The sequence below is a fragment of the uncultured Lutibacter sp. genome (assembly GCF_947495725.1).
In the GTDB taxonomy this organism is placed as follows: domain Bacteria; phylum Bacteroidota; class Bacteroidia; order Flavobacteriales; family Flavobacteriaceae; genus Lutibacter.
The window spans coordinates 41,693-60,502 of the sequence record NZ_CANLZZ010000007.1 but is presented as its reverse complement, the minus strand read 5'-3'; the positions used below and the strand labels follow the sequence as shown (position 1 = coordinate 60,502).

Sequence of the window (18,810 nt, the reverse complement as noted above, 5' to 3'; positions counted from 1 at the left end):
CTAAATTTCTTTAGCTGCTTTTTTTTAAAAGGTAAACAATATAGGTTTCATTCCTGAAGGTTCTTCTTTTCTATGCTCCTTCAAGATATCGTAACCGTAGTGTGTTTTTACTAAGTTTTTAAAATTGTATCTAAGTCTTGGAAAATCGCGAAGAATTTTTTCAAAACTTGCGTTCTTTGGCGAATTTTGCATAAAGTAATATAAAATTTCCGTGTAGGCTCTTGTTAAGGTACGATTAAACTTATTACTATTTAATGCATTTATAAAATAGTTTTCTTTAATCTCGGCCGTCTTATTTATTGCTTCATCTATTCCGTACTTTTTAATGAGTATATACGAAAGTCGTAATAAAACCTCATGAGTTAAAAATGAAGGACTCAAAGTACAGTTTTCAATTCTTTTAAGTAGTTCGTTGTCGGTTAATTCATTAGTAGATATCATAGCGTTAGTAGGTTTTAGTTTTTTCTTTCAATAAGAAGATGTTAAAAACCTTAAAAGGTTGCGTTGAAAAGATTATTTTTACCCAAAAATAATACAGATAAATGCAAGCAGAAATAATAACAATTGGAGATGAAATTTTAATAGGACAAATATTAGATTCAAATTCAAAATGGATAGCAGAAGAATTAAATAAAATTGGAGTTTCTGTTTATCAAATTACGTCAATTCAAGACAATAAACAGCATATTGTTTCAGCTTTAAAACAAGCACAAAAAAATAGCGACATTGTTATAATAACAGGAGGATTAGGACCAACAAAAGATGATATTACAAAAATAACTTTAGCAGAATATTTTAATGATACGTTGATTTTAAATGAAGAAATTGTTGAAAACAACAAGGCAATGTTTGCTAAAATGAATTACCCATTTACTGAAATTAATCGTCAGCAGGCGTTAGTGCCATCTAAATGTATTGCTTTAAAGAATAATTGGGGAACTGCTCCTGGTATGTGGTTTAATAAGAATAATAAGGTAGTTGTTTCGTTGCCCGGAGTTCCAAATGAAATGAAAGGTTTAATGACAGATAGTGTACTTCCCAAAACTATTGAATCATTTAATTTACCATATATTATACACAAAACTATTTTAACATATGGAATGGGTGAAAGTATGTTAGCTGAAAAAATTGAAGCCTGGGAAAATCAATTACCTTCAAATATTAAGTTAGCGTATTTACCAAATTATGGGAGAGTGAGGTTAAGGTTATCTGGAAAAGGAAAAATTAAAAATGAACTTGAAAAAAGTATTTCGATTGAAGTTGGTAAATTAGAAAAAATTATTCCCGATTTAATTATAGGATTTGATGAAAATGAAACAATAGAAGTAGCCATTGGAAAGTTACTAAAAGATAAAAAACAGTCAATTGCTACCGCAGAAAGTTGTACAGGAGGTGCTATTTCTAAAATGTTAACGGCAATTCCTGGGGCATCAAAGTATTTTATGGGAGCAATTGTTGCGTATAATGCGGCTGTAAAAGTTTCAGAATTAAATGTTTCTAAAAAAATTATTGAAGATAATTCTGTGGTGAGTGGAGAAGTAGCAGAAGCCATGGCCATTGGAATACAGCAAAAATTTAAAACAAATTATGCAATCGCTACTACTGGTAACGCAGGACCTACAACAGATGTAACAGATAAATCAGTAGGCGTCGTGTTTATTGCTATTGCAACACCAACTAAAGTTTTTTCTGAAGAATTTTTCTTTGGAAAACCAAGAGAAAAGGTAATTGAAAGAGCCTCAACAAAAGCATTAGAAATGCTAAGGAAAGAAATTTTAAAAAACTAGCAAAATAAGTTTGTGTATTTAGATTTAAAGAATTAATTTTGCATCTCGTTTTGAGAATACATTAAAAAAGGTACAGAATTATGTCAAGAGTTTGTGAACTTACTGGAAAAAAAGCAATGGTTGGGAACAATGTTTCTCATGCTTTGAATAGAACTAAAAGAAAATTTGACGCTAACTTAATTAAGAAGCGTTTTTATATTCCGGAAGAAGATAAGTGGATTACACTTAAAGTGTCAACATCTGCTTTAAAAAATATTAATAAAAAAGGAATCTCTGCAGTTTTCAAAGAAGCTAGAGAAAAAGGTTTCTTAAAAAAATAATTAAGTAATGGCAAAGACAAAAGGAAATAGAATTCAGGTAATTTTAGAATGTACTGAGCATAAAGCTTCTGGTAAACCAGGAACTTCAAGATACATTACTACTAAGAATAAAAAGAATACTCCTGATAGAATGGAAATTAAAAAATTCAATCCTATCTTGAAGAAAATGACTGTTCATAAAGAAATTAAATAATATAGGACCATGGCAAAGAAATCGGTAGCATCATTACAAACAGGATCAAAAAGATTAACAAAGGCTATAAAAATGGTAAAGTCTCCAAAATCTGGAGCTTACACTTTTGTAGAGTCAATTATGGATCCAGCAAACGTAAAAGACTTTTTGAGCAAAAAATAAAATTTTTGTTTACAAAATAATTTATAAAGCTACTTTCAATTGCATTGAGGGTAGCTTTTCTGTTATATATTTGCATTAGTATTGTATATGGCTTTTCTTAAACCTTATATTATATACTGCTATGTTAATTCAGAATTGTTCAATTTGGCAATTTGGAAAAATAAAATTGAAACATAAAAATGAGTTTATTTAAAAGAATATTTTCGAAAGAAAAAAAGGAAACATTAGATAAAGGTTTAGAAAAAAGTAAAACATCATTTTTTTCTAAACTATCAAAAGCTGTAGCTGGAAAAACTAAAGTAGATGATGATGTTTTAGATAATTTAGAGGAAGTATTAGTATCATCGGATGTTGGTGTTGAAACAACTTTAAAAGTTATTGATCGTATTGAAGAACGAGTTGCTAAAGATAAATACTTAGGAACGGATGAATTAAATTCAATTTTAAGAGAAGAAATTGCTGGTTTATTAGCAGAAACAAACGTTGGTAACGATACAGAGTTTACGATACCTGAAGGTAAAAAGCCTTATGTTATAATGGTTGTTGGAGTAAATGGGGTTGGAAAAACAACTACTATTGGAAAATTAGCATCTCAGTTTTCAAAAAAAGGATTAAAGGTGGTATTGGGTGCTGCAGATACTTTTAGAGCGGCTGCAATTGATCAGCTTCAAGTTTGGGCCGATAGAGTTAATGTACCAATTGTGCGTCAGGAAATGGGAAGTGATCCTGCTTCTGTGGCATATGATACGTTAAAATCTGCTGTATCTCAAGATGCTGATGTTGTAATTATTGATACCGCGGGAAGATTGCACAATAAAGTTAATTTAATGAATGAGTTAACAAAAATTAAACGTGTAATGCAAAAAGTTGTTGAAGATGCACCGCACGACGTTTTATTAGTTTTAGATGGTTCAACAGGGCAAAATGCTTTTGAACAGGCTAAACAGTTTACTTTGGCAACAGAGGTTACTTCTTTAGCAGTAACTAAATTAGATGGTACGGCAAAGGGTGGAGTTGTTATTGGTATTTCGGATCAATTTCAAATTCCTGTAAAATATATTGGTGTTGGAGAAGGCATAGACGATTTACAAGTATTTAATAAAATTGAATTTGTAGATTCTTTTTTTAAATAAAGAATTTGTTTTGTCTTAAAAAATATTTTAAAAACCTCTTTTACTGTTTTAGTTTAGGAGGTTTTTTAATTTAAAACTTTGTTAATTTTCTCCCAAAGGTTGTTATCAAACGAAGAAAGTGCAAAGTTCGAATCTTCCGCGCTATCGCCCATTCTTATTATAACTAGTTTTTTGCTAGGAACTACATAAATTTTTTGATCATTTTTACCAAGTGCAGCAAACATATCATCAGGAGCATTTGGAATTAGTTTTCCAGAAAATTCAAATTGGGTTTGGGGTAAATGATAGCTTTCTTTGCCATTTAACCACCATAAGTAACCATAAGCTTTGTTAATTGATTGCGAAGTATTTGTGGCATCATTAAAAAAAGCGGAGTTTACAATTTGCGTGTCCATCCACTTTCCTTTATTTAAGGCTAATAAGCCAAACCGTGCCATGCTGCGAGTGTTACTCCAGTAAACGCTTAAATCACCCGTTTGTATCCAAGTGCCTGTCATTCCAATTTTATCCTTTAAATGAGTTTTAAAATACGTTGAAAAGTCTTCATTAGTAGCGTTTGTAATAATATCTTGTAATTTTACATACACGTTATGGTAAGCCCATCTTGAACCAGCATCTGCCTTATAGATTAAATTTGAAGAAGAAACATTATCACCGTTACCATCGTCTAAACCAGAAGTCATAGTTAGTAAATGACTAGAAGTAATTAAGTGTTCTTTAGAAAGCGGAGCGCTTGTCCAATTGTCTCCTAAATAATTAGAAACTTTGGTATTAATATTAATTATTCCATTTTGTTCGGCGATTCCAATTGTTGTGGCTGTTAGTGTTTTTCCTGCACTTGCCCAATACCAAGGTTTTGTTTCAGCGTGATTATTAAAGTATTTTTCAATGACAATTTGACCGTTATATAATACAATAAAACTTTTAGCATGTGTTTCTTCAAGATAATTTAATAATGGTTGAACTTCTTGCTCGTTCCAATTTAAATCATTTATTGAAATAGTTTCCCAATAATTATTATCAATAGGAGGAAAGTACATTTCTTGTTGATTAATTGGTTGCGAAATATCAGCGTCGGCTTTAGAACAAGCATAGAAAATAAAAATAAGTGTAAAAATGTAATAATAGGTTTTCATACTTTAACAAGGTTATATGTATTTAGACTCAATCTATTTAAAAAGGTTTGATTACTTTTGCAAAAAAATAATATTTAAAATAATTATTTGTGCGTACAAAAGAAAAAAAAGATAATAAAATTAATGTTGTAACACTGGGTTGTTCAAAAAATGTTTACGATAGTGAGGTATTAATGGGGCAATTAAAGGCGAATGACAAAAATGTAGTTCACGAAGATGAAAATGATGAAGGAAACATTGTTGTTATAAACACATGTGGTTTTATTGGTGATGCAAAAGAAGAATCTATAAATACCATTCTACATTATGTGAATAAGAAAGAGCAAGGTGAAGTTGATAGAGTGTATGTTTCGGGTTGTTTAAGTGAACGTTATAAGCCAGATTTAGAAAAAGAGATTCCTAATGTGGATGAGTTTTTTGGAACACACGATTTACCAAACTTGTTAAAAGTTTTAGATGCAGATTATAAACATGAATTGGTTGGTGAAAGATTAACAACTACACCAACACATTATGCTTATTTAAAAATAGCAGAAGGTTGTGATAGACCATGTTCATTTTGTGCAATTCCATTAATGAGAGGTAAACATGTTTCAACACCAATAGAAGATTTGGTAATTGAAGCAACTAAATTAGCCAAAAAAGGAATAAAAGAACTTATTTTAATTGCTCAGGACTTAACTTTTTATGGTTTAGATATTTATAAAAGAAGAGCTTTAGCCGAATTACTAAAAGAACTAGCAAAAATAGATGGAATAGAATGGATTCGATTGCATTATGCGTTTCCAACAGGATTTCCATTAGATGTATTGGAAGTAATTCATAACGAACCAAAAGTATGTAATTATTTAGATATTCCTTTACAGCATATAAATGATGACATTTTAAAATCAATGAGACGTGGAACTTCACATGAAAAAACCACAAACTTGATTAAGGAATTTAGAAAGTCGGTTCCAGATATGGCAATTAGAACTACATTAATTGTTGGTTATCCTGGTGAAACAGAAGAAGCTTTTCAAGAATTAAAGGATTGGGTTCAAGAAATGCGTTTTGAGCGTTTAGGAGCTTTTGCTTATTCACACGAAGAAAATACACACGCAGCAAATTTAGAAGATGATGTTCCTGAGGAAGTAAAACAACAGCGCGTAAATGAAATTATGGAAATTCAGAGCCAGATATCTTGGGATTTAAATCAAGAAAAAGTTGGTAAGGAATTTAAAGTAATTATAGATCGTAAAGATGGAAATGTTTTTGTTGGAAGAACTGAATTCGATTCGCCAGATGTTGATAATGAGGTGTTAATTGATGCCACAAAGCATTATGTACAAATAGGGAAATTTGCGAATATTAAAATTACAGAAGCAACAGAATTTGATTTATACGGAGTACCAGTGTAATTTCAAATATAAACTATAAAAAAAAGGCTGTTTAATTGATTTAAACAGCCTTTTTTGTTTTAATAAAAAGTTGAAAAACTATATTACTCTTGTACCTTTTTACCTTTTTTTTCTCCTTTTTTCTGATTGTTTCTTTTGTCGATCATAGTTTGTAACTCAGATTTAGAAATCTCACCATTTTTATCTGTGTCAATTTTGTCAAACCTTTTAAAAATACTTTGGTTTTTATTTGCTTCTGCTTCCGCTTTGTTAATTGAACCGTTTTTATCAGTATCAAAATTTTTCAATAATTTTTCAGGTGTTGGAGCCGGTTTTACTTTTTTAACAGCGTCTTGTGCGTTTACAGAAATAGCCATCGAGAAAACTCCTGCAAATAAAATTCCTTTAATTAAGTTTTTAGTCATCATATGTATCTTTTTTAATTTAGTTTTTTAATTCAAGTTATTTGAATCTGCATTTAGACTATTTAGAAATTAAAAGGTTTAAATTAGGTTTAAAAATATTTGAAAATAATTTATATAATTTTTATAAATGTTGATATTCAGGGTGTTAAATGTGAATTTTTTAATAAATAGAAGACGTTTTTCTAAAAGATTAAAACAATTGAACGAAAAAAATGCACTTAAAACGGTCTTTGTTTTACAAAAACTATAGTTTAGGTTTTATAATAAAAATAAAAAACCTATCAAGTTTTTAAAACTTGATAGGTATAAATAAATGTTTGAGTAAAAAGAAGAGATTTTTACTTCAAAATTCCTTCAATTTTATCTAATTCTGCTTTACTAAAATTAGTATTTTCTGTAGCTTTTAAACTATCCAAAATTTGTTCAGTTTTACTGGCTCCAATTAATACCGAAGTTATTCTTTCGTCTTTTAAAATCCAAGCTATTGCCATTTGCGCTAGGCTTTGACCTCTTTCCTTAGCAATTTCATTTAACGCTCTAATTTTATCTAATTGCGTATTAATTTGATCCGTTTTTAAATAACGACCATCTTTTACAGCTCTAGAATCTTCAGGAAAACCATTTAAATATTTATCAGTTAACATTCCTTGTCCTAATGGAGAAAACGGAATAGCACCAACACCTTCATTTCCTAATAAATCTAACAAGCCATCTTCAACCCAACGATCTAACATACTATATCTTGGTTGATGAATTAAACAAGGAGTTCCTAAATCTTTTAATATTTTAAATGCTTCAGCAGCTCTTTCTGGTCTGTAATTGGAAATACCAACATACAATGCTTTTCCTTGGCGTACAATTAAATCCAAAGCTCCCATAGTTTCCTCTAAAGGAGTATCGTTATCTGGTCTATGGTGATAAAAAATATCAACATAATCTAACCCCATACGTTTTAAACTTTGATCTAAACTAGCCATTAAATATTTCTTAGAACCTAAATCTCCATAAGGTCCAGGCCACATATCATAACCAGCTTTTGATGAAATAATTAATTCATCTCTATATTTTTTGAAATCTTTCTTCAATATTTTACCAAACGTAGTTTCAGCTGAACCGTAAGGAGGACCGTAATTGTTGGCTAAATCAAAATGTGTAATTCCATTGTCAAAAGCACATTTTAAAAGGTTTCTTGCGTTTTTAAAATCGTCGTTTCTTCCAAAGTTATGCCATAAACCTAGTGAAAGTTCAGGTAATAATAAGCCGCTATTACCAGTTCTACGGTAATTCATTTTCTCGTAACGAGCTTCGTTGGCGATGTATTTTTTCTTTTTACTCATATTCTATATGTTTTTATAAACGTCACTCTGAACTTGATTCAGAGTCTCATACTCACTAAAATTATAATGAGATGCTGAAACAAGTTCAGCATGACGATTTGATTGTTTTTTATTTCAAAGCCTCTCTTAACAATGTAATTGGGTGTTTGCTTTGTTTTTTTGTTCCATCCTTTATTTGATGTCTACAGCTTGTTCCTGCTGCTGAAATTTCAATTTCTTCTCCTAGATTTCTAATTTTTGGAAATAAGGTGTCTTCACCAACTTGCATTGAAACGTTATAATGCTCTTTTTCGTAACCAAAACTTCCAGCCATACCACAACAACCTGTATTTAAAATTGTTGGTTTGTAATTAGTTGGGATATTCAACATTGAAAAAGTCGCTTCGGTTGTGCTTAAAGATTTCTGATGGCAATGTACGTGAATTTTAATTTCTTTTGAATTATTAGTAAAATCAGAAGTATTAATTTTTCCATTTTCAAATTCAGCTTTTATAAACTCTTCAAAAGTAAAAGTGTTTTTAGAAATATTTTTTGCTGAATTTTTATCATCAGCTAAACGAATATATTCATCTCTAAAGCCTAAAATTGCTGAAGGTTCAATACCAATTAAAGGTTTTTCTTCAGAAATAAGATTTTTAAAAATCTCAATATTTTTATCAATTACTGCTTTGGCTTTATCTAAAAATCCTTTTGAAATAGCACTTCTACCACTTTCTTCGTGATTTACAATAATTACCTTGTAACCTAATTTTGTAAGTAATTCAATAGCATCAATTCCAATAGTTACATCGTAATAATTGGTGAATTCATCACAAAATAAATAAACTTCACCGTTTTTAAACTCTTTGGAATGCAATTGATTCACGTTGCTTTTATACCATTTTTTAAGAGTGGTTTTGTACAATTTAGGAATACTACGTTGTGTTGCAATTCCTAATACTTTTTTTGTAATTACATTATTTAATGCAATGTTAGTTATAAACGGAACAATGCTTCCTAGTTTGTTATACTTTACGTTATCTGCGAACAATTTAGTTCTTAAAGTTGGCTTATTAGTTTTGTAATATTGATGTAGAAATTCAGCTTTTAAAGCTGCAATATCTACATTACTTGGACATTCGCTGGCACAAGCTTTGCAACTTAAGCACAAGTCGAAAACATCTTTCAACTCTTCGTAATCAAACTTATTTATTTTGTCCGAATTGGTTAAAAACTCGCGTAAAGCATTTGCTCTTGCACGTGTGGTATCTTTTTCATCTTTTGTTGCTCTGTAGCTAGGACACATAGTTCCTCCAGCAGAAACAGGTTTTCTGCAATCTCCAGAACCATTACATTTTTCGGCTACACGTAAAATCCCTTCACTTTCAGAAAAATCTTGAATGGTTTCAATTTCAGGTTCAATTCTATCAACTTTATAACGTAAACTTTTATCCATTGGAAAAGCATCAACTATTTTTCCTTGGTTAAAAATATTGTTTGGATCAAAAGCTGTTTTTATATGTTTTAGGATCTCATAATTTTTTTCTCCAATCATTAATGGAATAAATTCAGCGCGTACAATTCCATCACCGTGTTCGCCACTAAAACTACCTTTATACTTTTTAACCAATTTTGCAACTTCAGTAGTTATGGTTCTAAAAAGTTCAACGTCTTCATTCTTTTTTAGATTCAAAATAGGGCGTAGGTGAATTTCTCCAGCTCCAGCGTGTGCATAATACACCGCATTTTGACCGTATTTTTTCATCATTTCAGTAAATTCTGAAATGTAATTTGGTAAATCTGTTACTTCAACTGCTGTATCTTCAATACAAGCAACAGCTTTTTTGTCGCCAATAATATTACCTAATAAACCTAAACCTGCTTTACGAAGATTTACAGCTTTTTGAATTTCATTTCCTTTTAAAATAGGAAAAGCATAGCCGAAATTGTTGTTTTTTAAATCTTCAATTAGTTTTTGAGCAAGTTCTTCAACTTCGTTTTTTGTGTTAGCCTTTAATTCTAACATTAGAATTGCTGCGGGATCACCTTCAACAAAATCTCTATTTTTCAGTTGTTCTCGGTTATTTTTTGTGCAATCTAAAATGGTTTTATCCATTAACTCGCACATATAAAGGTTGTGTTGCATTGTAACAACCACAGCTCTCATACTTTCTTCAATACTAGTAAAATGTGCTGCAACCAACATACTTTCAGTAGGAGGTAAGTCATCAAGTTTTAGCGTGATTTCAGTAGTAAATGCAAGTGTTCCTTCGCTTCCACATAATAGTTTACCAAGATTAATATTATCTTCAGAATTGCTAAAAACATTGGTTTCAATTAATTCGTCAATAGCGTAACCTGTATTTCTTCTGTGAATTTCTGGTTTTGGAAATTGGTTTTTTATTTCTTGTTGAATTTCTTCCGAAGAAAGTTCATTATAAAGAGATTTATAAATGTTGCTTTCCAATGAATTTCCAATCTTTTTAGAATTGAATTCATCTTTTGAAATTTCATTAAATATAGCTTCAGAACCATCACTTAAAATGGTTTTAAGTTCAATAATTTTATCTCGTGTAACTCCATATTGAATTGAAGTTGTACCTGATGAATTATTACCAACCATTCCACCAATCATACATCTATTACTGGTTGAAGTGTTTGGGCTAAAAAATAAGCCATAAGGTTTTAGAAAAAGATTTAATTCATCTCTAATTATTCCTGGCTGAACAGTGATTGTTTTATTTTTTTCATCAAAAGATAAAATATTTGTGAAGTGTTTTGAAACATCAACTACAATACCTTCTCCCACACATTGCCCAGCTAATGATGTTCCTGCAGCTCTTGGAATAAGCGTGATTTTGTTTTCAGAAGCAAATTGAATTAGCCTTTTTAAGTCTTCGTTATTTTTAGGAAAAGCTACTGCTAACGGAATTTTTCTGTATACAGAAGCATCTGTAGCATAAATACTTTTATGCAAATTATCGAAAACGAACTCACCGTTTAGCTTATTAGAAAGTATGTTTAAATTTTGTTGAATCACAATAATTTCTTTTGAAAATCAAATATAGAAATTCGCGATTAGAAAAGTGTGTATTTATGACCCTAATTATGTAACCTGTATTCCTTTTTTAATATGTTTTATTGAAATTTACAATTGGAATAGTTGTTGAGGTTTAATCTAAGAAAGGAGGTAAATGCACACCAAATTTATGGTTTCACCATACCAAAAAGTCAACCAAGTTGTTTAAATTTAATGTTTAAAAAACATAAATATTTAAAAATAATTTTATCACTATGAAAAGATTAAAAAACCACCGAAAAACAACCGAAAAACAACCGAAAAACAAACGAAAAACTATTTAGAATTGGAGTTTTATTATTCTCAATTTTAATGTTTACAACAAATTGCGATAAAGAATTAGTCATTTCCGATGAAATTATTGAACAAATAATAAACCAAACTGATACTGAAGTTAAATTCGTTTCATTTGAAGATGCTCCTAAAGCTATAAATGCAATAATATCAATTACTGGTGTTGCTTCTTCAAAAAATGGATTTCAAAGCAAGAGTGTAGATTATAAAAAAGGATTTATTAACCTAAACTCTATTTTAAAAATTAGAAATTATGAAGGTATTACAAATTACTCATTTCAAGTAACGGTAGACAACGCTCCCATAAATGAGTTTTATAATGTTGTTGTAAGTGAATCTAAAAATGGAAAAGTAAAAGATCCTTATATTACTAAATATGTGATTGATGAAGATGCGGTAGCTACTTTTTTAGAAAATAATAGAGATTTTCGTTATTTTAAGGGTAAAAAGCACATAATTCCTTTTAAACGTTTTTTTGATGACCTAGATGGATTATCAAATAAATCAGGAGATATAGACCCTTGTCCTCCTGTTGAAACAACTATCGACAACACATTGTCTACAGGGTTAAATGGAAGTATTCATAATTTATCTCCTACCAATTTTTTACAAATGAATCCTTTAGATTATAATTATGATTATGAGCTTCAACAAGGTGAGAATTTTGAAATTTTTCTAAACAGCTATGATACAAATACAGGAGATCCAACATCACACACCGATATAATAGCAAATCCACAAGTAAATATTGCTTCTTTGGCTCCTACGCTACCTCCAATGACGGTAAGTACGCCTATTCAACTTAACTATACAGGTGTAACATTTGTAAGTGTTACCCGATATACTGAATTTTCTTATGGCAATTCTTCTGGTAGTTGTTATGTTATAATAAATAAAATATATAACAATGGAGCTACTAGTTCAGAAAAAATAGTATTTGAATGTCCTCCAATGGAGCAAAATCTTCATCAAGATAAACCTAGTAAATCATCAAAAGTAACTGTAGATACTGATCCTTGCCCTGACGAAGAAGGAGAAGTTGGAGTGAACCTTCCTTTACCAAATAGATGTCTAAATGGTGGAGTTATGGTTAATGGAGAGTGTGTGGATGCACCTGACAAAATAACCAATTACCTAACTGGAAAAGCTGATTGTGTTTATGGGAAAATGGTCGATAATAACAATAATATTAACTGGATATTAGAAAATTTTGAAGATGGAGACAACCCATCTGATTTTGATTTAATATTTAAAATGTCAAATTCACTTGGAAGCCTTACAAATGCTGCAACGGTTAAGATAGGTAATACTTTTACTATCAAAATTAATGAAAATAGAGCTGAGAATGTAAATACAACTTTAACTATTGCTAGAACAATTATTCATGAAGGTGTACACGCTAGATTAAGAGAATTTGCTTCAAGAGATGAGAGTAATGAAACTAGTTTCCCTGGGGTTTACGACTATTTTAGAAGATTTAAAAAAAATTGGGATCATGAACAAATGGCAGAGCACTATAGAAATACTATTGCAATTGGATTAAAACAGTTTGATAATGGTCAACATTCGGATGAATTCTATAATGCATTAGCTTGGGAAGGATTAGCTACAGAACTGATAGATGAAAATGATCCTACAGGAAATTCAACATTCATTACAGAAGCTTGGGCAGCTGTTCAAAATAAAGATGAAATTTTGAACATTATCAAAGAGCATAAAAAAAATGGAAATAAAAATTGTCAATAATGAAAGTTTATATATTCTTAATTGTAGCATTAATTTATTCTAATACTTTTTCTCAAAAAGTTGATACGCAGTATTTCATGATTAATGAAAAGGATTCTCTTGTAACTAAACTTATTGATTCATCTGATGGGAAAATAAGCGGTTACAAAATAATAAATGAAAAAAAAATTATAAAAAAGGTGAGAAAACCTTCAAATTTGACAGGTGATAATATTGAATATGATGCTTTTGAGGAACTTTTTTTCAGTTTTAACAGAAAAAACGACACAATTGTAAATAAGCATTATATTGATGAGTTAAAAATACTTAAAACAAGTAGAGAATTTTTAAATTTAAATAAAAACTTTGATGAAACAAATACAGAATTTATTTTTATTGAGCCAAAAAAATGCAAAAATTTTATTTTAAGAAAAGTTCGACCAATTATATTTGAATAAAAAATATACCACAACCACGTTTATTAAAAATGCGATTAAATACGAGAAGTTTCATTATTCTAATTTCAATATTGTTATTTGTTTCTTGCGCTACAAAGACAAGAGTTAATCATAAAAATGAAGATGCTTATAATATTATCAATAACGAATTGAGTTTTTTAACAACATCTATTGAGGAAGGAAAGGTTTTTTTAGAAAAACGATTTACCGATTATTTGTTATGGGATTTTGAAGATTTAGAATTTACAAATGATAATTATGAATATCATTTTTTAACTACTTTTTATTCCTTATCAAAAGAAGAATTTGAAAATATTTTTAATGAAGTTCAAATTAATCAATACAAAAAACAGGTTAAGAGAGTGAAATTTATTGATTCTTCTAAATTATCTTTTGAAAATTTAACAATCATTAATTTAGAGGTAAAGACTCACAGAGTTGATTTCTATAATAACAAAAGTCTAATAGTTTTATCTTATCCGGTTTTCACAAAAGACAAAAAATATTCACTTATAAGGCACTATTTAGGCGATTTTCACAGAAATTCGGGGAATGAAGTATTATCAATCTATAAAAAAGTTAATGAAAAGTGGGTAATATTTAAAAGAATAAGTTTAGGAATAGGATAACATGAACCAAAAGCACAAATTTAATAATTTGTGCTTTTCTGTTAAAAAAATAAACTAATAATTTTGTTGCTTTAAGTATTCTAATATTAACATTCAAAAAAAAGCTTTAATTCCAAAACAATCAGATAGAGATAAAATAAAAAATATATTAATAAATGAACAAGGTGGTAACTATAATTCAAAAGGTACAAATTGTAATTAAACCATTTATAATTATTTTGGTAGGAATGCTTTGTTGCAATTCAAATGCTCAAACTAATCTAATTGGAACTTTCTGTATTGATTATACAATGAAAGATTTCTTTAATTGTTTAACATTTCAAAAAGAAAAAAATTTCAAATATAAATATGGTGGTGATACAGGAATGTTTGAATATGGACAGGGTAAATATAAATTTAAAGGAAACAAATTAATCTTAAATTATAATAAAACAGAACCTATTAAAATAGGTTATCATCTTTCGAAAATCTGGACAAATAGTAAAGATTCTATTAATTTAAAGATTAATATTTTTAATTTTGACAGCATTCCACTACCTTCTGTAAGCATAGTTTATAAAGATAGTTTATCGAAATATGGTTATGGTGGGGTTTCAGCAAATGAAAAGGGAATTGCTTCTGTAGATTTAAAAAGAGATAGAACTACTTTACGGTTAACAGTATCACACATTGGCTATAGACAATATGAATTTGAAATAGATAAAAATTATATTTACGATATTTCTATTTTTCTACAAAAAGAGGGTTATGGGTTGCCAATTCTAAATAAAATAGATACTTTGATTATATATAAAAAAAGACCAAAATATTTTTCTGTTAAAAATAGAGATGGGACAATTTCTATTTGGAAAAAATTAATTGATTAATTTCGAACCATAACCAAGGTTCTAAAAAATAGAAAAAAAAGCACAAATTATTAAATTTGTGCTTTTTTATTTAAATAAAGGAAGAATTAAGTTAGTTACTTTTTGTATTCTAGTTTAAGTTACAACACCTGTTCTCCGTTTTTAATGTTATGTTTTGAAGATTTTAATAAAACTACTTCATTTTTAGAATTGTAAATACCTAACACTAAACATTCACTAAAAAAATTAGCAATTTGTTTCTTTTTGAAATTTACAACAGCTGTAACTTGTATACCAATTAATTCCTCTTTTGAATAAAGAGCAGTTATTTGAGCACTTGAATTTTTAATGCCAAGTGCTCCAAAGTCTATTTTAAGTTTATAGGCAGGAATTCTAGCTTTTGGAAAATCATTAACTTCTATAATAGTTCCTATTCGAATATCTACTTTTTGAAAATCTTCAAAAGTTATCGTTTCCTTCATTATTCTTCAATTACAATAAACTCGGTTCTTCTATTTGCTCTATGTTCTGCCTCAGTACATTTAATCCCGTTAGAACATTTATTTAAGAGCTGTGTTTCTCCATAACCTTTACCTATTACTTTGCTAGCATCTATTCCTTTAGAGATAATATAATTTGCAACAGATTTTGCTCTGTTTTCCGATAGTTCTAGGTTGTAATTATCAGAAGCTCTGCTATCTGTATGCGATTTTACTTCAATTTTTAAATTTGGATATTTCTTTAAAGTAGCAACTACTTTTTCCAATTCTGGAATGGCATTTTGGGATACACTAGATTTATCTAAATCAAAATAAATTGGTTTAGTTTTTATCGATTTTTTGCTTTGTACTGTTTCAAAAACTTCTTCTTCAGATAAATAGAATGTTTGGTTTATTGAATTGTTGTAACCAGATGTTGTAGGGATTTCCCAAAGATTATTTTGATAATTTGGAGCCGAAAAAATAAACGAATAAGCTTCTTTACAATCTAATTCAATTAAAAAACTAGCATTATTGCTTAGATCAAGTTCTTTAAAATTAAGCTCACCTTTTAATATGTTTACTTTTACATTGGGAACAGGTAACTTAGTTATTTTATCTAAAATACTTCCTCTCACTATGTATTTGCATTCAAGTGGTTCTAAATTTATTGTTTTTTCAATGTTAGAATTACGTACGTCAGTTGTATTTATTTCAATTTCCGAATTTTTGTAGTTGGTTTTTTCAACTACTAATTTATAAGAAGTATCGCAATCTAGCTGAAATTCAAACTTCAAGTTTCTTAATGTAATTGTTTTAAGTTTTACATTATTTTGAAACAAGGAAATCTGTAAATTGTTTAATTGCTCCTTCGTATGCTCGTCAATAACAACTCCAGAAATAAGCTGATTGCATACAAGTGGCGTTAACGATATGTTTTTGGTAGTGATTGCCTCGTTTTTACCATTTGTTTGAAGCGTTAATTCAAAAGGTTCAAAACCATCTTTTTCTGCAATAAGTTTATAATTTTCATCGCATTTAACATCAAAATTATAGTTGGCATCATTTTCGGTGATTTGAGAATCAATAATTTCATTGTTTTTATACAAGGAAATTTTCACATTGGTTAAAGTGTCTTCATTGTTTTTATTTGAAATAATCCCGGTAATTGATTGGTTACATTCAATAGGTGTTAATTCAAAAGTTTTTGAAAATTCTAAATCGCGTTCGTTAGAAGTGTTTAGTTTTGTTTCAACAGATTCAAAACCAGTTTTTTCTGCGATAATAGTATAATTTTTATCGCAAGTTAATTGGAAACTGATTTGTTTGTCGCTACCAATATTTTGAGTTTGAATGGTTTTACCGTTTAAAACAAGACTTACTTTTACGTTATATAATTGTTCTTTGGTCAATTTATTATTAGCTGAAACAATAACTAATTGATTGCAAACAAGTTGCGTTAACGATATGTTTTTAGTAATAATTGCATCGTTTTTTTCATTCGTTTGAAGCGTCAATTCAAAAGGTTCAAAACCATCTTTCTCTGCAACAATTTTGTAATTCTCATCGCATTTAACATCAAAATTATAGTTTGCATCATTTTCGGTGATTTGAGAATCAATAATTTCATTGTTTTTAAATAAAGTAACTTTTACATTAGTTAAAGCATCTCCGTTGTTTTTATTTGAAATAATTCCAGTAATTGATTGATTACATTCAATAGGAGTTAATTCAAAAGTTTTTGAAAATTCTAAATCACGTTCGGTAGAAGTGTTAAAATCAATTTGGGCAGTTTCGAAACCATCTTTTTCAATTTTTACAGTGTAATTTTTATCGCAATTAAGTTCGAATTTAAAATTGAAATTACTATTTAATTTTTCAGATGCAATAGTTTTATTGTTTTCTAATAATAATATTGAGGTACTTATAACAGGTTCTCCGTTTAGTTTATTTACAATTGTTCCTGATAATAATTGTTGACATTCAGTAGGTGTTAATTCAATATTTTCAATATTTTCAAAATCGAATTCACTTGTTGTTTTTAATTTTATTTCGGTAGGTAAAAAGCCTTCTCTTTTAGTAATTATCACATAATTACTGTTACAATTAGCATCTAAACGAAATGAACTATTTTCATTAGTAGTTACCGAGTCTATAATTTCATTATCTTTAAACAAATTAATAGTTACATCAGTTAATGGTTCTTTGGTTTGTTTATTATAAACAAGTCCAGCTATAGTTTGAGAACACTCAATTTCTTCCAGTTCAATTTTATTCTTAATTTCAAAATCTAGAGTGTCGTTGGTCTCAAATTCAATTTCTGTAGTTATATAGTTTTCTTTTTCAACAGTTATTTTATAGTTTTCGTTGCAATTTAAATTAAAAGTATAGTTTGCATTTTTATCAGAAATTACAGCTTCAATAAGCTCATTTTCATTATTAAACAATGAGAGTGTAGCGCCTTTAAGAATTTTTTTTGTTTTTTTATTTAAAACAATTCCGCTAATTAATTGGTTGCATTGTATTTCCTTTTCGGATAATTTAAATCCATAAATATCTACATCTCCTTTTCCTTTTTTTCTATTAGAGGTAAAAAAACCAGTGTTGTTTGAGCTGTTAACAACAAAGGCAAAATCATCATTTTTTGAGTTTATTGGTTCTGGCAAAGCGGTGGCTTTTTGAAATTCACCATTTTTAAAATCACTTTTAAAAATATCTAAACCTCCTTTAGCATTATGTCCATAAGACGAAAAGTATAGGGTATTATCCTTATCAATAAAAGGGTACGATTCGGATTGAGATGTATTTACATTTGGACCTAAATTTTTAGGTTTTCCATAAGTTCCATCATCGTTTATATCAACTACGTAAATGTCGGTATTTCCATATCCATTAGGCATATCTGAAATAAAGTATAGTTTTTTACCATCTTTACTTAACTCTGGTTGCATTATTGAGTATTCTTTGCTATAAAAAGGTAGTTTAACAAAATTTGATACTTCTAAATTATTGTTAACGTTTGCTTTTACAATATGCAATTTTTTCCACTCTGCAGAGTCTTTTCTACCTGTAGTATTGTAAAAATTATTCCAAGTAAAATAGGTTGTTTTTAAATCCGAAGTAAAAGTGATATCCGAAACATAAAACATATTATTTATATCGTTGGTAAATCTATTTGTTTGTATTAAATCACCTTCGTCATTAATTACTGCTCTATATAAATCAACAAACATTTGTCTATTGTTTACTCTTCGGTCTTTTTTAAAGTTTTTATCATTACTTGTTTTTTTTGATGATGCAAATAAAACTTCGTTTGCATTTAAATATGTAACGCCCAATTCGGCGTATTTCGAATTTATAGACGTATTAATTATTTCGTATTTAAATTCCTGAGAAAATAGTTGAAATGATAAAAATAAAAAGACGAATAAGGTTGTTTTTTTCATAGTA

The 18,810-nt window shown here is 28.9% G+C and carries 17 protein-coding genes; 10 read left to right on the top strand and 7 right to left on the bottom strand.

The annotated features are described in order from the left end of the window. Positions 1 to 24: 24 nt before the first annotated feature. Positions 25 to 441, bottom strand: a complete 417-nt coding sequence (locus Q0776_RS15285) for a hypothetical protein (protein WP_298370123.1) — start codon at positions 439 to 441, stop codon at positions 25 to 27. Positions 442 to 542: 101 nt separating this feature from the next. On the opposite strand from Q0776_RS15285, the gene Q0776_RS15280 reads away from it, so the two are divergent. The 5 genes from Q0776_RS15280 (at position 543) to ftsY (ending at position 3,595) form a co-directional block, all read left to right on the top strand. After that, positions 543 to 1,787: a competence/damage-inducible protein A gene (locus Q0776_RS15280; RefSeq protein ID WP_298370122.1), complete on the top strand. Its 1,245-nt coding sequence runs from the start codon at positions 543 to 545 to the stop codon at positions 1,785 to 1,787. An 80-nt stretch (positions 1,788 to 1,867) separates the two neighbouring features. Continuing rightward, positions 1,868 to 2,107 (top strand): 50S ribosomal protein L28, encoded by a 240-nt coding sequence (rpmB, locus tag Q0776_RS15275; protein ID WP_298370121.1) that lies wholly within the window; start codon positions 1,868 to 1,870, stop codon positions 2,105 to 2,107. Between the two features lie 7 nt (positions 2,108 to 2,114). After that, positions 2,115 to 2,300, top strand: a complete 186-nt coding sequence (rpmG, locus tag Q0776_RS15270) for a 50S ribosomal protein L33 (RefSeq protein WP_298370119.1) — start codon at positions 2,115 to 2,117, stop codon at positions 2,298 to 2,300. Between the two features lie 9 nt (positions 2,301 to 2,309). Next, positions 2,310 to 2,462, top strand: coding sequence for a DUF4295 domain-containing protein (locus Q0776_RS15265; protein ID WP_298370117.1), 153 nt, complete (start codon positions 2,310 to 2,312; stop codon positions 2,460 to 2,462). Between the two features lie 179 nt (positions 2,463 to 2,641). Then, a complete protein-coding gene (gene ftsY / locus Q0776_RS15260) occupies positions 2,642 to 3,595 on the top strand; it encodes a signal recognition particle-docking protein FtsY (protein WP_298370115.1) in 954 nt (317 codons plus the stop codon). A gap of 65 nt (positions 3,596 to 3,660) precedes the next feature. Here ftsY and Q0776_RS15255 read toward each other — a convergent pair whose 3' ends face one another. Then, entirely contained in the window at positions 3,661 to 4,731 is a 1,071-nt protein-coding gene (locus Q0776_RS15255; RefSeq protein WP_298370113.1) for a serine hydrolase, read from the bottom strand. Positions 4,732 to 4,820: 89 nt separating this feature from the next. Here Q0776_RS15255 and rimO point away from each other — a divergent pair, with 89 nt between their 5' ends. Beyond that, positions 4,821 to 6,131 carry a 30S ribosomal protein S12 methylthiotransferase RimO gene (rimO, locus tag Q0776_RS15250; RefSeq protein WP_298370110.1) on the top strand — a complete coding sequence of 437 codons (1,311 nt, stop codon included), beginning with the start codon at positions 4,821 to 4,823 and terminating at the stop codon, positions 6,129 to 6,131. Positions 6,132 to 6,214: 83 nt separating this feature from the next. Here rimO and Q0776_RS15245 read toward each other — a convergent pair whose 3' ends face one another. The 3 genes from Q0776_RS15245 to Q0776_RS15235 form a co-directional block, all read right to left on the bottom strand. Further along, positions 6,215 to 6,538: an EF-hand domain-containing protein gene (locus Q0776_RS15245; protein WP_298370107.1), complete on the bottom strand. Its 324-nt coding sequence runs from the start codon at positions 6,536 to 6,538 to the stop codon at positions 6,215 to 6,217. A 335-nt stretch (positions 6,539 to 6,873) separates the two neighbouring features. Beyond that, on the bottom strand, positions 6,874 to 7,872 hold the full coding sequence (mgrA, locus tag Q0776_RS15240; RefSeq protein WP_298370103.1) for an L-glyceraldehyde 3-phosphate reductase: 999 nt from the start codon (positions 7,870 to 7,872) through the stop codon (positions 6,874 to 6,876). Positions 7,873 to 7,981: 109 nt separating this feature from the next. Then, positions 7,982 to 10,894: an FAD-binding and (Fe-S)-binding domain-containing protein gene (locus Q0776_RS15235; RefSeq protein ID WP_298370595.1), complete on the bottom strand. Its 2,913-nt coding sequence runs from the start codon at positions 10,892 to 10,894 to the stop codon at positions 7,982 to 7,984. Between the two features lie 348 nt (positions 10,895 to 11,242). On the opposite strand from Q0776_RS15235, the gene Q0776_RS15230 reads away from it, so the two are divergent. The 4 genes from Q0776_RS15230 to Q0776_RS15215 all read left to right on the top strand — a co-directional run bounded on the left by Q0776_RS15230 (position 11,243) and on the right by Q0776_RS15215 (position 14,902). Beyond that, entirely contained in the window at positions 11,243 to 12,970 is a 1,728-nt protein-coding gene (locus Q0776_RS15230; RefSeq protein ID WP_298370101.1) for a hypothetical protein, read from the top strand. Further along, positions 12,970 to 13,407 carry a hypothetical protein gene (locus Q0776_RS15225; RefSeq protein WP_298370098.1) on the top strand — a complete coding sequence of 146 codons (438 nt, stop codon included), beginning with the start codon at positions 12,970 to 12,972 and terminating at the stop codon, positions 13,405 to 13,407. The genes Q0776_RS15230 and Q0776_RS15225 overlap by 1 nt, the downstream gene beginning before the upstream one ends. Before the next feature lie 29 nt (positions 13,408 to 13,436). After that, on the top strand, positions 13,437 to 14,036 hold the full coding sequence (locus Q0776_RS15220) for a hypothetical protein (protein ID WP_298370096.1): 600 nt from the start codon (positions 13,437 to 13,439) through the stop codon (positions 14,034 to 14,036). Positions 14,037 to 14,191: 155 nt separating this feature from the next. Beyond that, on the top strand, positions 14,192 to 14,902 hold the full coding sequence (locus Q0776_RS15215) for a hypothetical protein (RefSeq protein ID WP_298370093.1): 711 nt from the start codon (positions 14,192 to 14,194) through the stop codon (positions 14,900 to 14,902). Between the two features lie 119 nt (positions 14,903 to 15,021). On the opposite strand, the gene Q0776_RS15210 is transcribed toward Q0776_RS15215, so the two are convergent. Further along, positions 15,022 to 15,363, bottom strand: coding sequence for a tRNA-binding protein (locus Q0776_RS15210; RefSeq protein ID WP_298370091.1), 342 nt, complete (start codon positions 15,361 to 15,363; stop codon positions 15,022 to 15,024). After that, positions 15,363 to 18,806, bottom strand: coding sequence for an OmpA family protein (locus Q0776_RS15205; RefSeq protein ID WP_298370088.1), 3,444 nt, complete (start codon positions 18,804 to 18,806; stop codon positions 15,363 to 15,365). Before Q0776_RS15205 ends, Q0776_RS15210 begins: the two co-directional genes overlap by 1 nt. Positions 18,807 to 18,810: the final 4 nt, after the last annotated feature.

Excerpts from the sequence above, each read along its gene's own strand:
- Q0776_RS15265 (WP_298370117.1), top strand. The coding sequence starts at position 2,310 with ATGGCAAAGAAATCGGTAGCATCATTACAAACAGGATCAAAAAGATTA.
- Q0776_RS15285 (WP_298370123.1), bottom strand. The coding sequence starts at position 441 with ATGATATCTACTAATGAATTAACCGACAACGAACTACTTAAAAGAATT.
- Q0776_RS15220 (WP_298370096.1), top strand. The coding sequence starts at position 13,437 with ATGCGATTAAATACGAGAAGTTTCATTATTCTAATTTCAATATTGTTA.
- Q0776_RS15245 (WP_298370107.1), bottom strand. The coding sequence starts at position 6,538 with ATGATGACTAAAAACTTAATTAAAGGAATTTTATTTGCAGGAGTTTTC.
- Q0776_RS15215 (WP_298370093.1), top strand. The coding sequence starts at position 14,192 with ATGAACAAGGTGGTAACTATAATTCAAAAGGTACAAATTGTAATTAAA.
- Q0776_RS15230 (WP_298370101.1), top strand. The coding sequence starts at position 11,243 with ATGTTTACAACAAATTGCGATAAAGAATTAGTCATTTCCGATGAAATT.
- mgrA (WP_298370103.1), bottom strand. The coding sequence starts at position 7,872 with ATGAGTAAAAAGAAAAAATACATCGCCAACGAAGCTCGTTACGAGAAA.
- Q0776_RS15210 (WP_298370091.1), bottom strand. The coding sequence starts at position 15,363 with ATGAAGGAAACGATAACTTTTGAAGATTTTCAAAAAGTAGATATTCGA.
- Q0776_RS15225 (WP_298370098.1), top strand. The coding sequence starts at position 12,970 with ATGAAAGTTTATATATTCTTAATTGTAGCATTAATTTATTCTAATACT.
- rpmB (WP_298370121.1), top strand. The coding sequence starts at position 1,868 with ATGTCAAGAGTTTGTGAACTTACTGGAAAAAAAGCAATGGTTGGGAAC.
- ftsY (WP_298370115.1), top strand. The coding sequence starts at position 2,642 with ATGAGTTTATTTAAAAGAATATTTTCGAAAGAAAAAAAGGAAACATTA.
- Q0776_RS15205 (WP_298370088.1), bottom strand. The coding sequence starts at position 18,806 with ATGAAAAAAACAACCTTATTCGTCTTTTTATTTTTATCATTTCAACTA.
- Q0776_RS15280 (WP_298370122.1), top strand. The coding sequence starts at position 543 with ATGCAAGCAGAAATAATAACAATTGGAGATGAAATTTTAATAGGACAA.
- rpmG (WP_298370119.1), top strand. The coding sequence starts at position 2,115 with ATGGCAAAGACAAAAGGAAATAGAATTCAGGTAATTTTAGAATGTACT.
- Q0776_RS15255 (WP_298370113.1), bottom strand. The coding sequence starts at position 4,731 with ATGAAAACCTATTATTACATTTTTACACTTATTTTTATTTTCTATGCT.